Source organism: Chryseobacterium oryzae (genome assembly GCF_022811665.1).
GTDB lineage: Bacteria > Bacteroidota > Bacteroidia > Flavobacteriales > Weeksellaceae > Chryseobacterium > Chryseobacterium oryzae.
Genome location: NZ_CP094529.1, coordinates 1,075,949 through 1,089,574, shown reverse-complemented (window position 1 = coordinate 1,089,574; position 13,626 = coordinate 1,075,949). Strand labels below are relative to the sequence as shown.

The 13,626-nt window shown below is 33.2% G+C and carries 12 protein-coding genes; 5 read left to right on the top strand and 7 right to left on the bottom strand.

The annotated features are described in order from the left end of the window. Positions 1–34: 34 nt before the first annotated feature. Positions 35–3,001, bottom strand: a complete 2,967-nt coding sequence (locus MTP08_RS05055; RefSeq protein WP_243577309.1) for a tetratricopeptide repeat protein — start codon at positions 2,999–3,001, stop codon at positions 35–37. 253 nt (positions 3,002–3,254) lie between these two features. Here MTP08_RS05055 and MTP08_RS05050 point away from each other — a divergent pair, with 253 nt between their 5' ends. Both MTP08_RS05050 and MTP08_RS05045 read left to right on the top strand, forming a co-directional pair. Further along, complete coding sequence (locus MTP08_RS05050; RefSeq protein WP_209390521.1) at positions 3,255–4,925, top strand: APC family permease; 1,671 nt, start codon at positions 3,255–3,257, stop codon at positions 4,923–4,925. Between the two features lie 140 nt (positions 4,926–5,065). Then, the gene (locus MTP08_RS05045) at positions 5,066–5,401 is read left to right on the top strand and encodes a DUF962 domain-containing protein (protein ID WP_243577308.1); all 336 of its coding nucleotides are present in this window, start codon (positions 5,066–5,068) and stop codon (positions 5,399–5,401) included. Between the two features lie 81 nt (positions 5,402–5,482). On the opposite strand, the gene MTP08_RS05040 is transcribed toward MTP08_RS05045, so the two are convergent. Together MTP08_RS05040 and dgt are read right to left on the bottom strand one after the other, a co-directional pair. Further along, complete coding sequence (locus MTP08_RS05040) at positions 5,483–6,391, bottom strand: SPFH domain-containing protein (RefSeq protein ID WP_209390519.1); 909 nt, start codon at positions 6,389–6,391, stop codon at positions 5,483–5,485. A gap of 67 nt (positions 6,392–6,458) precedes the next feature. Next, positions 6,459–7,814: a dGTP triphosphohydrolase gene (dgt, locus tag MTP08_RS05035; RefSeq protein WP_243577728.1), complete on the bottom strand. Its 1,356-nt coding sequence runs from the start codon at positions 7,812–7,814 to the stop codon at positions 6,459–6,461. A 71-nt stretch (positions 7,815–7,885) separates the two neighbouring features. Between dgt and MTP08_RS05030 the strand changes: the two genes are divergently transcribed. Together MTP08_RS05030 and MTP08_RS05025 are read left to right on the top strand one after the other, a co-directional pair. Then, the gene (locus MTP08_RS05030; protein ID WP_243577307.1) at positions 7,886–8,617 is read left to right on the top strand and encodes a DNA-formamidopyrimidine glycosylase family protein; all 732 of its coding nucleotides are present in this window, start codon (positions 7,886–7,888) and stop codon (positions 8,615–8,617) included. A gap of 607 nt (positions 8,618–9,224) precedes the next feature. Further along, entirely contained in the window at positions 9,225–9,938 is a 714-nt protein-coding gene (locus MTP08_RS05025; RefSeq protein WP_243577306.1) for an AAA family ATPase, read from the top strand. 117 nt (positions 9,939–10,055) lie between these two features. Here the strand turns inward: MTP08_RS05025 and dnaN are convergent, their stop codons facing one another. Then, positions 10,056–11,186 (bottom strand): DNA polymerase III subunit beta, encoded by a 1,131-nt coding sequence (dnaN, locus tag MTP08_RS05020; protein ID WP_243577305.1) that lies wholly within the window; start codon positions 11,184–11,186, stop codon positions 10,056–10,058. Between the two features lie 159 nt (positions 11,187–11,345). Here dnaN and MTP08_RS05015 point away from each other — a divergent pair, with 159 nt between their 5' ends. Further along, positions 11,346–11,699: a diacylglycerol kinase family protein gene (locus MTP08_RS05015; RefSeq protein WP_243577304.1), complete on the top strand. Its 354-nt coding sequence runs from the start codon at positions 11,346–11,348 to the stop codon at positions 11,697–11,699. Between the two features lie 18 nt (positions 11,700–11,717). Here MTP08_RS05015 and MTP08_RS05010 read toward each other — a convergent pair whose 3' ends face one another. The 3 genes from MTP08_RS05010 to MTP08_RS05000 are packed head-to-tail and all read right to left on the bottom strand — an operon-like array spanning position 11,718 to position 13,612. Further along, the gene (locus MTP08_RS05010) at positions 11,718–12,074 is read right to left on the bottom strand and encodes a ribonuclease inhibitor (protein ID WP_243577303.1); all 357 of its coding nucleotides are present in this window, start codon (positions 12,072–12,074) and stop codon (positions 11,718–11,720) included. A 33-nt stretch (positions 12,075–12,107) separates the two neighbouring features. After that, positions 12,108–12,830, bottom strand: a complete 723-nt coding sequence (locus MTP08_RS05005; RefSeq protein WP_243577302.1) for a DUF4097 family beta strand repeat-containing protein — start codon at positions 12,828–12,830, stop codon at positions 12,108–12,110. Then, positions 12,827–13,612, bottom strand: a complete 786-nt coding sequence (locus MTP08_RS05000; RefSeq protein ID WP_243577301.1) for a DUF4097 family beta strand repeat-containing protein — start codon at positions 13,610–13,612, stop codon at positions 12,827–12,829. Before MTP08_RS05000 ends, MTP08_RS05005 begins: the two co-directional genes overlap by 4 nt. Positions 13,613–13,626: the final 14 nt, after the last annotated feature.

The window sequence follows — 13,626 nt, the reverse complement described above, 5'->3', positions numbered from 1 at the left end:
TAAATACATCTTACATAAATACGACAGTACACTTTTACTTTTTAATCGTCTTTTTAACTTCTTTTGCTTCTGCTACAATTTCCGGGAAATCTGTATAATTAGCGATGATTTGATCGCAAGTGTAACTCGCCTGGTAATTGTCTTTCAAACCAATATAATTTTTCGCCATCAGCACCAATGCTTTTGCTCCCCAATAATCTTCTGATGCATAATTGTTTGCCAATCTGAAAATTGTTTCATTGGAAGATTTATAAGCTTTTCCTTTATTTTGGTAGAATGCTTTTGCATAAAGTGCTTCTGCAGCCACTTCTGTGTTAGAAGATTTCTCCAACGATGTATAGGCAGACTGTGCTTCTTTGTCTTTTCCCGAGTTCATGAGGCTTCTCGCCTTAATAACTTTTGCTGTTTCTATAACTGCCGCAGAGTTTTTATTATTGGAAATAACAGCGTTGGCTAATTTTTCCGCTTCAGAAAAATTCTTTTCTTCTGCATACATCTTCATCAATTCGATATTAGCGTAGTTTTTAACATTAATATTGGATGAATTTTTAATATTTTCTAAATATTTTTTGGCTTCGGCAGAATTTCCCTGAGAAATATAAATCTGTGCAACTCTTGTTGCAGCATCATCCTGATAATCATTTTGAATATTTGCAATTTCCTGAAGAACCAAAAGTGCCTTTGTTGGGTTATTGGTTTGGTAATAACTTTCACCCAACTCATATTTAGCCTGATAAAGACCGTCACCAGTAGGATTTTGGGTTAAATACTTTTCATAATACGAAATGGCATTTTTATAATCTTTTTTAGAAAAATATTGTTTTCCGGTAGATAAATTAATTTCATCAATCTCTGATGCATCTACATTAACTCCGATATTCCTTGCAAAGCTTTGGTATCCGGAAACATCTCCGTTTTTCGTAAAAACTGGTTTTGCAGCCTGAACTATTTTCTGTGCATACGCCGTATTCTTATACTGTTCGCCCAAAGATTTCAATTCTGATAATGCTTTATCATTTTGATTCTGATCGATATAATTCTGAGCTCTGTAAATAGATGCATTAGCAACCAAATCTTTATCCGAAGAAGACTTTATCACTTTTCCGAAGAAATCATTAGAATTATTAAAATCATCCTGCGATGCATAAGCTACACCAATTTCGTATTGTGCATCGTCTACATATTCCGAATTGGGATATTTGGAAATAAGTACTTTTAAATTATTGATTTTTGATGCCTGATCTCCTTTAAAACCTAATGCAAGAGCTTTCTGATACAAAGTATAATCTGTGGCATCTTCATTGTTTTTATCATAAATTGCAATGGCATTATCCAAATCATTATTTGCATAATTAATATCTGCCAAACGAAGTTCGGCGTCATTTTTAAATTCAGATTTTGGGTTTTTCAAATATTCTGTAAAATATTTCTCTGCCTGATCGAATTTTTTAGACTTAAAATAAGCATATCCCAAGTCATAATAAAGTTGTTGCTTTTCAGGAAAAGTTTTATCAAGAAGTTTTTCGTATCGTACAATTGCCGATGGATAGTTTCCTTTTTGGTAATATACCTGCCCCAGCCAATATAAAGCACGGCAATTGAATTCTTTATTGATGTCGAATTCCAGACTTCTTAAGAAATATTTTTCAGCTTCATCAAAATTTCCTTTGTTGAATTCTTCAGTTCCTAATAAATAAGAAACTTCCTGATCTACTTTGTCTGTTTCCGGAGTTGAATTGGGCAATTTATCAATCGCATTCAGCGTTTCTTTAAAATTCCCAGAATAAAGATAAGATTTCACCAAAAGAGACCGCATTTCAGCATTTTTAGCACCACTCGGATTGGCTGCAATATAATTCTGAATTACCGTTGTAGGACTTTCAAATGGATTTCCGATATCATATCCTAACTTAGCATACTGTTCGTGTGCCAGTTGCTTTACAGTCGCATCATAATCCATCTGATACGAAGAACGGAATGCAGAAAGAGCTTCCTGTTTTTTATCAACCGCCAAATAGGCATTTCCTAACTGATAATAAGCGTTCTGAGCCAATGCAGAATTGCTATTGATAAGCTGATTGTAGTAAGAAACAGCTTCATCATATTTTTTCAGCTGTGCAGCCACAAATCCCATTTCATACAAATCGTTCTCAGAAGGATTTTGCTGTACACTAAGGTAATCTTTAAGATGAGGATAAGCAGAATCATAATCTTTCTTCATAAAGTAGCTTTCGCCAATAATCTTATGAACTTCTGCCTTGTAAGAATCTGATAGATTTTCATTCAGTAAAGCGGTTCCTTCCGCAATCGCCTTATCATAATCTTTATCGTTATAATACATCTGTACATAATACGGACGCACTAACTTAGAAAATTCCGGCTGGTCTTTTATAGAATCAAAATACTGGAAAGCTTCATTATTTTCTCTTTTAGAATAATGAAGATGACCGAGCATATAGGCAATATCTCCTTTCTGAGACTGGTCTGCAGTTTTATATGCTTCTTCAAGAGCATCAATAGCACCTTTAGAATTTCCAGTCATGAATTTTGCATACCCAAGTTTCAGTACATATTGTGTATTTTCTTCTTTGGTAAGTTGGTACTGATTTACTTTTTTAAGGGTTTCTAAAGCTTTTTTAAAATCCTTTTTAGCCAGATAATAATCTGCCAAAGGTAAATTTGCCTGAGCAAAATAAGCAGATTTCGGATATTCTTTCATAAATGCAGTTAAACCCTCCTCTGCATGATTTTTTTGAAGAATAACGCCTATTACATTATCGAAAAACTGTGCTGCTTCTTTTTTAGACTGCTCAAGATTCTGATTGTAAAAATACTGTCTTGCGTATTCGAACTGAGAAGCATTATAAACCTTTGTCTGATAGAGGTTTTCGGCAAGATTAAATCTATAGTTTTCTTTTTGGGTGAAGTATTGAGACTGTTGCGCTTCAGACATTCCGAAATAGAAAACAGCAACGGCTAAAAGTATTTTTTTTGATTTCATTAATATCAAATTTTAAATGGAAATCAGAATCAAATTTGAGACCGATTGTATTAAATTTCTGATGAGATTTTATCCACAAATTACCAACGAAAATATACAAAATATATTATGTAAACAAGCGTTTTATGATAATGTTAATATGTGAATAAAAATTTAATACTTCTTAACAAACTTGAAAGAAATATTAAGAAAACAATAATTATTTAAGAGAAATAATTACATTTGTTTTTTTCAATTTCAAATTAATTATTGAATGAATCAACTTTTTAGAAGAAAACACTACTCAGAAACAGATACTTCGACCAGTTTAGCAAGAGTTTTGGGCGTTTGGGATATCGTCTTTTTTGGTATTGCAGCTATAATTGGAGCAGGAAGTTTCAGCAGTTTGGGAGAAGCCGTTTTCCGAGGCGGTCCCGGTGTTATTCTTTTATATTTAATTTGTGGTTTTGCCTGCGGTTTCACGGCATTATGTTATGCAGAATTTGCAAGCAGAATTCCCAAAGCAGGTTCTGCATACACTTATGCTTATGCAAGTTTTGGCGAACTTATGGCATGGGTAATCGGATGGGCACTTATTATGGAATATTCTTTTGGAAATATTTATGTCGCTTTTTCCTGGTCAGATTATTTTACAAGTTTTCTAGAACGTTTGGGAATGCATATTCCAGACTATTTAACGTGCAGCTATTCGGAAGCTAAAAAAGCTTTCTTGAACGGTTCCGAAAATAAAGAACTTATCAACGCATGGAAAACTGCACCTTTATTGGGAAGCCTTAAATTTATTGTAGATATTCCCGCATTGGTTATTAATGGTCTCATAACATGGCTCTGCTACCGCGGAGTAAAAGAAAGTAAAAACTTCAATAATTCTTTGGTAATTCTGAAGCTTGCCGTAATTGTTCTTGTTGTATTAGTAGGCGCTGCTTATCTGAATACCGACAACTGGACTCCCATAAGTATAGAAACAGGAAAGCCGTCGTTTATGCCAAATGGTTTTGCCGGCGTTATGAGTGCTGTCTCGGGAGTTTTCTTTGCATATATAGGTTTTGATGCATTGAGTGTACTTTCGGAAGAAACAAAAAATCCGCAGAAAACATTGCCAAAGGGAATGATTATTTCTTTAGTGTTGTGTACTGTAATATATATCTGTCTTACTTTGGTTCTTACGGGAATGGTAGATTACAGAAAATTCGACGGAGTTGGAGATCCTCTTTCTTTCATTTTTGAAAAATCTAACGCCAATGTTGCATGGATGGAACTTACGGTTTCATTTGTTGCTATTGTTGCCATTACTACAGTATTATTGGTTTTCCAAATGGGACAGCCAAGAATATGGTACGCCATGAGCCGTGACGGACTGATGCCTGAAAAATTTCAAAATGTACACCCAAAATACAAAACCCCGGCTTTTGCAACTGTTGTAACAGGAATTGTGGTTGGAATTCCCATTATTTTTACAGATAAAAGTTTTATTCTGGATTTTACCAGCATCGGGACTATTTTCGCTTTTGTATTGGTTTGCGCAGGTGTACTGCTCCTTCCTCCGAAAGAGAAAATTAAAGGTAGATTTCACCTTCCTTACATCAACGGAAAAATTCTTTTCCCAATAATTTTTATTGGTGGATTAATTGGATTTTATATTTTTCAACCAGAATTTTTTGAAAATCTGATGAATTGGGGAGATTCCAAAGAAGGCGAATTCCGAGCGTCTATTTTCTTTTTTATTCTCATTAATTTGGGACTTTGTATTATTGCATTTCTTAAGAACCTATCATTAATTCCTTTAATAGGTTTAAGTTCTTGTTTGTATTTATTAACCGGAATGAGCCACGACAACTGGTTTTATTTCGGGATTTGGTTTGCCGTTGGTTTGGTTATTTACTTTTGTTATGGCTATCGAAACAGTAAACTTAAAAACAGATAAGAAATATTTTTGTGCTTCATTAATTTTCAAAAATAACATAGAGAATATTTTGTTTAAAAATAACCATTTCTCATTGTAAATTTTTGTAAAATTTGGCGGATTTATTGCATAGCTTTCATTATAATTAAAAAATTGAAGCCATGCCCGACAGAATAAAAACATTTTCAGAATTCTATAAGTTTTATCTTACAGAGCACAGTAAAACCGGAACAAGAATCTTCCATTTTACAGGTACTCTTTTGGTTTTGTTTGTTGTAGGATATGTAATTTATTCGGGTAAAGAAAGATTTTTATGGTACGTTCCGATTTTTGGATACGGTTTCGCATGGTTCAGCCATGCAGTTATAGAAAAAAACACGCCTGCTACATTTAAATATCCGCTATGGTCATTACTATCAGATTTCAAACTGTTTTTTGAACTTCTTATTGGTAAAGAAAAATTCAATAATCATATAAACCCTATGAATAATATCTAAAATCATCGGTTTTGACAACTGAAAATAAAACAGCACTCAATTTCTAAGAATTTGAGTGCTGTTTTTTTATGATATTAATGATTATTTATTACCGGTAATTCCTAAATCATCCATTTTTTGCGTTGCAGCCATGGAAACCACCAAATCATTAAGCATAGAACTTGCTGCAGTTGGCGAATTTGGAAGAAGTACAAGATTACTTCTATTGTTGGCACCAATAGACTGAAGAGTATCGTAATGCTGTGTAACAACGATTAAAGCTGAAGCTTCCTGAGGCTTAATATTTACAGAATTAAGCATGTGTACAGACTCCTGCAAACCTTTTGCAATCTCTCTTCTTTGATCTGCAATACCCTGTCCCTGTAATTTTTTAGATTCTGCTTCTGCTTTTGCAACTGCCACAATTCTGATTCTCTGAGCTTCAGATTCGTATTCTGCAGCAGTTTTTTCTCTTTCAGCGGCATTAATTCTGTTCATGGCGTGTTTTACCTGCTCATCCGGATCGATATCCGTAACCAATGCTTTAATGATATCGTAACCATAACTGTTCATAGCCTCTTGCAACTCACCTTTTACAGCAATTGCAATATCATCTTTTCTTACAAAAACATCATCCAGTTTTAGCTTCGGAACCTCTGCTCTCACTACATCAAAAACGAATGAAGTAATTTGAGATTCAGGATTTTCCAAACGATAATATGCATCTGCAACCTGTTGTCTGATTACCTGAAACTGAACTGAAACTTTCATTCTGATAAAAACGTTATCCAATGTTTTGGTATCGATAATTACATCCAGTTGCTGAATTCTTAAATTCATTCTTTTAGAAATCTGATCAACAAAAGGAATTTTAAGCTGTAAACCTGCGTGACGAACAGAATGAAGCTTACCTAAACGCTCAACGATAGCCGCTGTTTCCTGCTTCACCGTAAAAAAAGAAGCAAATAATGTTATCAGTCCGAAAAAGACCAAAATACCTAAATAGATCATAGTAGTTTTTTAATATTTGATTTGTTGATAAGATACAAAAATTTTCTGAAATAAAACCAACATTTGTCTACATAGTCATCCCAATATCTATCCCTTTAATTTTTCTGTATAAATCTGTCGCGTAATTATCCGTCATTCCCGACACGAAATCTATAATTCCCAAGGTTTTCTGATAGTCGCTGCCTTTTTCATACACAAACTGTTTTGGCAGTAATTTCAGTGCTTTTTTGTCATAAGATTTCCTCTCATCATCTTTTTTCAGAATTGATGGAATAAAATGATCCAGCAATTCATACATCACATTATATCCTGCGTTTTCTATTTCTACAACTGCTCGGTGATTGTAAATTTTTTCAATTGAAAAAGTTTCAATATCCTGTAAAGTTGTGTTTTCATATTTATAAATATCCAACAAAGCTTTATCTAAGGTTCCATCTAATATTTTATTAAAATTCAGCTTAAATAATTCAACAGATTTATTAATTAATGCATTAATTACTTTCGCTCTGAGGTAAGAAATCTGTTCGTTTTCGTTTCCGATAGAATTAAGTTTATTTTCTACTCTTTTTATATCGTCTGTTTCAGATTTCACCAGCTCAAAAAAAAGATTTTTGCAATCTGCTGTAGATACAATTCCTAATCTGTGAGCATCTTCCATATCTATAATGTTATAACAAATATCATCTGCCGCTTCTACCAGCCAAACGAATGGATGCCTTTTGAAAATATAGGGTTGGTTATTTTCACAAATAAGTTTTACGCCTTTTGCTATTTCCAGGAAAGTTTCTTTTTCATTCTGGAAAAAACCAAATTTCTTTCTGTGCACATATCCTTTTTTCTTCGCCACTGCTTCACAAGGGTATTTTGCAATGCTGGCCAAAGTGGTTAAGGTAAGTTGAGTTCCTCCAAAATCTTTTCCCTGTTGCTGATGCGTTAAAACTCTTATCGCATTTGCATTTCCTTCGAAATTAACAAGATCTGCCCATTCTTTTTCGGAAAACTGATGTTTTATCTGGTTTTCATTTCTTTCAAAATAACTGGCAATCGCATCTTCACCCGAATGCCCGAAAGCAGGGTTTCCCACATCATGGCAAAGACAAGCTGCAGCGACAACATTTCCTAAATTATGCTGATAAAAATTTCTGGATTCTTCATTAAGTTCAGATTTAAAATTTTCTGCAATATATTCTCCTATCACACTTCCCAAACTTCTCCCCACAGAAGAAACTTCTAAAGAATGTGTTAACCTATTGTGCACAAAAACACTTCCGGGAAGCGGAAAAACCTGTGTTTTGTTTTGTAATCTTCTGAAAGCCGAAGAAAAAATTATTCTATCGAAATCTCTCTGAAAATCTGTTCTCGAAGCCACCGTATTGGGATTATTACCGGTTCTCTGACTGGTAAAAATCTGATTCAAATTCATCATTTTTCAAAATTAAAGCAAATTTTATTTTCTGAGGAATAATATTTGAATTTTTATCCAAAATAGATATTATGCCAGAAGGACCAACCATTTTACTGATGAAAGATGACCTACTGAAATTTGTAGGCAAAAAAGTAATTAATGCGGAAGGAAGTTCAGTTCCGGATGAACATATCGTAGCTGGCAAAGTTCTGAAAAAAATTAAGACTTTCGGAAAACTAACTTTCCTGATTTTTGATGACTGTATCTTCAGAATACATTTGCTGATGTTCGGATCTTACAGCTTAGAAGAAAAACCAGAAATGAAATCTTTGCGCCTTGGGTTAAAATTTCAAAACGGAACTGTGTATTTTTATACCTGTTCTGTAAAAATTGTGGATGAAAGTATCTTAAATACCATAGATTGGGAAGCCGATGTTATGAGCAAAAACTGGAATACTGAAAAAGCGATTGAAAAAATGAACACTCATCCTACTATGTTGATTTGTGATGCATTGATGAATCAAGAAATATTTTCCGGAGTCGGAAATATTATAAAAAATGAAGCATTATTCCGTGCAAAAGTACATCCTGAAAGCAAAATTCAGAATATACCAAAAAAAATTCTCCAACAAATTATTTCAGAGACAATAGATTACAGCTTCGATTTTCTAAAATGGAAAATAAAAAATGAGCTCAGAAAACATTTTCAGGTATATCATCGAGAAAAATGCCCTCTTTGTGGTGGCACAATTACCAAAAAAGAAACCGGCAAAAATAAGAGAACAAGCTTCTTCTGCAAAAAAGATCAAAAACTTTATTAAAGACAATTATCTAGTTCAAAAAAATAGGATGATAAATCATCAATTCAAAAGAAAATATTTTGGATTTGTATTTATGGAAGATTCAAAACAAAATATACAATTATTAAAAATATAATAATTTTTTATCAAAAACACAATTAAATAAACATTACAAACCCATACAAAACAATCATTAAAACAAATTAGAAAATACTAAAAACAGCATTTAAACAACAAACAACACTGATAAACATCATAATTATACTATTTGAGGAGCTAAAAGATTGCCCGACATTTGCATTACAAAATTATCAATAAAAATCAGTATAATTAAAAAATTCAAAATTATGATCGCTTATATAGGTATCGCAACATGTGCAGTTTTAGTTTCTTCATATTTTGTAACAGTTAGAAGAGAAGGATAATTCATTCTCTACACAACATTTCTTATTTAACAAATTATTATTATTTATGTTTGCAGTTTTCTCTAAAACTGTCTGCTCTTTTACTCAACCGGAGTAAAAGAGCCTAAAAACATAAGACTTCCTTTTTTCTCTTTCATTTTCTCCGTTTACTTTAAAATCAATTCAGAACTCAGTATCTTTGTGCAGTTTTTAAGCATAAAGTAATGAATTTGTACAATCTTATTATTCAGGATAAAGAAGAACTCAATTTGAATGATATATATCTTTCGCCTGAAAACAAAAAAGAGATCATACAGATTATTAAAGAACATACATACATTAAGCAACTTCAGGAATTTGGTTTGCCTGTTAACAACAAAATACTATTGCAAGGCAGTTCGGGATGCGGAAAAACAATGACCGCCAAGGCAATTGCCAATGCTTTGAATAAAAATATTATCATTCTGAATCTCAGCAACATTGTTTCTTCCAGAATTGGGGAAACATCGCAAAATATTAAAATGATTTTCGACAAAGCAGCAAGAGAAAAATCGGTTCTTTTTCTGGACGAACTGGATCAGATAGGCAAAGCAAGAGGTAGTGATGATAAAGACGTTGGAGAAATGAGGAGGCTCGTAAATACCCTACTCCAGCTTATAGATTATTATCCTGAAAACGCGATGCTAATCTGTGCGACAAATCATCCGGAAATTATTGACACTGCTCTTCTCAGAAGGTTTCAGCTTAAAATAAACTACACTTTACCATCCCAAACTTTTTTAAACCAGTATTACGATAATCTTCTCGAAAAATTTCCTGAGAATTTGAGAAATATTGAAAGAAAATATGAAATTTCATTCGCAGAAGCAAAAGATCTAACATTTACCGCAGTAAAAGGAAAACTTATTGAAAATTTGGAAAAAGAAAACCAATCTTAGTTCATTTTTTAACTTCAATTTCCATTTTTCTTTTGATAATTTGATTTTGATAGATTCAAAACAATAAAAAAGGATTCCAAATATTGAAATCCTTTTATTTTTATGCGTATTTTAATCCTACAAACCAATAACAGGCATAGAAAGCATTAAAATATTTTCGTTTTCTTCTAAACCATCTAGCGGCTCAATAATTCCCGGTCTGTTTGGCTGAGACATTTTCATTGTAATATCATCGGCTGCCAAAATCCCTAACATTTCAGTTAAAAATTTAGAACTGAAACCAATATTAATATCTTCCCCGTTGTAATCGCAAGGAATCTGCATATCTGCTTTGTTTGCATATTCTGTATCTTCTGCATGAAGGTGAAGAATATTTCCTGAAAGCTTAAATCTTACCTGATTGGTAGATTTATTCGACATAATAGAAGCTCTTCTAATTGCACTGAGTAAAAGATTTCTGTTAATCGTTAAAACATTTGGGTTTTCTTTAGGAATTACCGCTGTATAATTCGGGTATTTTCCGTCTATTAATCTACAAATCCAAACGTGCTGACCAAAAGTAAATTTAGCCATATTTTCATTAAAATCTATCGTTACATCTTGGTTGGATGATGCTAAAATATTTTTGAAAATATTAAGTGGTTTTTTAGGCATGATGAATTCCATCGGTTCGGCATTCATCAAATCGGTTCTTTTGTAAACCACCAATCTATGAGAATCTGTAGAAACAAAATTGGTTTCATTTTCTCCAAATTGAAATAAAACACCCGTCATTACAGGACGAAGCGAGTCGTTACTGGTAGCAAAAAGTGTATTGGTTAAAGCTTCGGAAAGAACTCCTGCAGGCATTGTAACAGACTGTGAAGCATCAAATTCCGGGATTTCAGGATAATCGTCTGCATTGTCTAAAGCAACGGCAAAATTATCTTTTTCATCTAAAATTTCAAGCTGACTTCCTGTTCCTTCCACATTGTCTTTCACCGCCAAAGTAAGAGGCTGCTCACCATAAGTTTTTATAAAATCTTGAAAAATCTTTGCAGGAACGGCAAATCTACCAGAATCATCAGATTTCACTTCCAAAGAAGTAATTAAAGTTGTTTCGCCATCAGATGCAGTAATGGTAAGATTATTTTCGTTCAGCTCAAAAAGATAGTTTTCTAAGATCGGTCTCGACTGAGAACTTGATATTACACCACTTACAGTTTGTAAAGCCTTCTGCAGCTCACCACTTGAAACAATAAATTTCATAGATTTAAAATAAGTTTTTACAAATATAACAAATACAAAACAGACTGAGAAATTTAATTCTGAGAGTTATTAACAAACATCAAAATAAGTTTATCTTTGAACACTAAAGAAAAAAACAGGTCTCCTACTTCCGAAAACCTAATTTGAAATTAAATATCAATGCGAAAACCTTCTTTACAAAAAAGTTTTCTTCACGCTCTCAATGGGATTTTCCTCATGCTTTCAGAAAGAAATTTTAAGCTGGAATGCTTAGCATTTGTAGTTAATCTGATACTGATTTTTTATCTGAAACTTTCTAATATTGATTCTATTCTTATTGTAACGGTTTCTTTTGGAGTTCTAGTTGCTGAAATTTTTAACACGGCAATAGAAAAAATTTGCGATTTTATCCAGCCCGACTTCGATCCAAAAATCGGCTTCATTAAAGACATTTCTGCGGGAGCTGTTGTTCTTATGGCAATTCTTTCTGTTATTATCGGATTTGTGGTCTATTGGAAATACATTTTCCTTTGACAAAAACACATAGAAAATTCAATCCAAAACCAGCTTAATATTTTGGTGAAATTCTATAATTTCAACTAAAATTTCAAAAAGAGTTTGCCCTTTTCCTTCCATCAAATCATCCAGCTTTTGCTGAATTAATTTCACGTTAAAAGGTTTTCCAATTCTGATTCTATTGTCGTAAAATTCCTTAGTTAAATCAAAACCTAAATCCTTTTTCGATTTTTCAGAATCTTTCCAGATGATTTCACCCTTATAGCTATACAAAATATCATCAAAACCATCTAAAGTTCCGACATTCCAATCTTCATCAGACATAAAAAGTCGATTGATTTCCTGATAAAAACCGTCCAAATCAGAAAAATGACCGCCATTAATGACCGTCATTTTTTTATTTAATTTCTCGTTTTCCAATTGTTTTTATTTCCGAAGATAAATATTTCCGAATTTAGATTGCAAATTATATTGTGGTCCGCTTCCCGGAGTTGCAGTTAAAAAGGTTTGAAAATTATCCAAATCTTTTCCGCTGAGTGGTGCATCCAGATTGCTATACACTTTTCCGAATTGTGTTTCGGTCATAATTTTTCCGGTAATTTTTTCCGCAATCTTGGCATCAATACCGCCATAGATTGCGTTTACATCAATATTGCTATTGTAATTCACAAGTTCTACAACGCCGTAAGTAGATTCTATTTTTGCTTTCACCGATTTCGGAATTTTAATGTCGAGCGTGATGTTAATAGCAGCGCCATTGGTAACTGAATAGTTTTTCAGATTGTTTTCTTTAGCATATTTCTTTAAATCTTCTTTAGATTGCAAAACAATTTTCCCATTGCCATTTTTCAGCGTAATTCTGTGAGGGATTTTGTCAATATCTTTAATTTTTCCTTCAATTAAAAGACTGTTCGCACTTTTAGAATCTTTGATATTAAAATATTGATTAGACTCATTATTATTAATATCCACCGTTCCTGTAATCTGAATTTCGTTTCCTTCCCAAGTGCTTACTCTAATGGTTTCCGGATAATCGAATTTCATCACTACTTGTTCATTGGCTTTCACAGGGAAACTTTTATTAATCTGGCTCTGCGCAGGGCTTAGATAAAAAACCAAACCGACTGCAATGCTTACAATTGTTCTCATTTTGCTCTCAGATAAATTTTACCATAATCGGAACTTATTGTAGTGTCCAAACCACCACCATTGATTTTCCCAACCAAATCATTATCTCCGTTTTTGCCCTCTACAACCACTTTTATGTCGGGAGACATATAGATTTCGCCGTAAGAAGTTGTGGCTTTCAGATTCGCTTTAATCGCTTTGGGAAGCGTCACATCTACGTGACCGTAAATTGAAATGATGGATAACGGACCTTTCACATTTTGGGAGAAAATAGCATCTATGTTTCCATAGATCGATTTTACAGTTGCCGGACCGGTAATGTTTTCCAATTCGATTTTGTTGTAAGTGGTTGCAATTTCTATTTCGTTTTGGATATTTCTGAAAATCACGTCGCCACCGTATTGCGATTGATGTTTGAAAGCAATAATCATATTCTGAGGAACCATAATTTTGATTTCCGGATGCGAAATTTTCTTCAAAGGGTTCACTTCCAGTACACCATCTTTTTCGCTAAGGTTAATGCCTAATCCTGTATTGTCTTTCAGTCCTAAAGCATTGACTACCTGTAGTCCTTCAGCTCTTTTGTCTTCTTCTTCATCAGAATTTTCCAGAGAGAAAATAATCTCGTTCCCTTTGTAACCTTCCACCGTTACTTTTCCGAGATTGATTTGAAGTTTACCACTGTTTTTTTTGACTTTATAGGTTTTCGAATGATGGGAAATTGATGTGCTGTCAGAATCGGTTTCCTGTGCGTGGATGGATGTTACCATCGCTATTGCGAGTATTAAAAATATGTTTTTCATAAAGTTGAATTTTA

Coding starts and splice junctions, on each gene's coding strand:
- MTP08_RS05055 (WP_243577309.1), bottom strand. CDS start 3,001: ATGAAATCAAAAAAAATACTTTTAGCCGTTGCTGTTTTCTATTTCGGA.
- MTP08_RS05050 (WP_209390521.1), top strand. CDS start 3,255: ATGAATCAACTTTTTAGAAGAAAACACTACTCAGAAACAGATACTTCG.
- MTP08_RS05045 (WP_243577308.1), top strand. CDS start 5,066: ATGCCCGACAGAATAAAAACATTTTCAGAATTCTATAAGTTTTATCTT.
- MTP08_RS05040 (WP_209390519.1), bottom strand. CDS start 6,391: ATGATCTATTTAGGTATTTTGGTCTTTTTCGGACTGATAACATTATTT.
- dgt (WP_243577728.1), bottom strand. CDS start 7,814: ATGAATTTGAATCAGATTTTTACCAGTCAGAGAACCGGTAATAATCCC.
- MTP08_RS05030 (WP_243577307.1), top strand. CDS start 7,886: ATGCCAGAAGGACCAACCATTTTACTGATGAAAGATGACCTACTGAAA.
- MTP08_RS05025 (WP_243577306.1), top strand. CDS start 9,225: ATGAATTTGTACAATCTTATTATTCAGGATAAAGAAGAACTCAATTTG.
- dnaN (WP_243577305.1), bottom strand. CDS start 11,186: ATGAAATTTATTGTTTCAAGTGGTGAGCTGCAGAAGGCTTTACAAACT.
- MTP08_RS05015 (WP_243577304.1), top strand. CDS start 11,346: ATGCGAAAACCTTCTTTACAAAAAAGTTTTCTTCACGCTCTCAATGGG.
- MTP08_RS05010 (WP_243577303.1), bottom strand. CDS start 12,074: ATGACGGTCATTAATGGCGGTCATTTTTCTGATTTGGACGGTTTTTAT.
- MTP08_RS05005 (WP_243577302.1), bottom strand. CDS start 12,830: ATGAGAACAATTGTAAGCATTGCAGTCGGTTTGGTTTTTTATCTAAGC.
- MTP08_RS05000 (WP_243577301.1), bottom strand. CDS start 13,612: ATGAAAAACATATTTTTAATACTCGCAATAGCGATGGTAACATCCATC.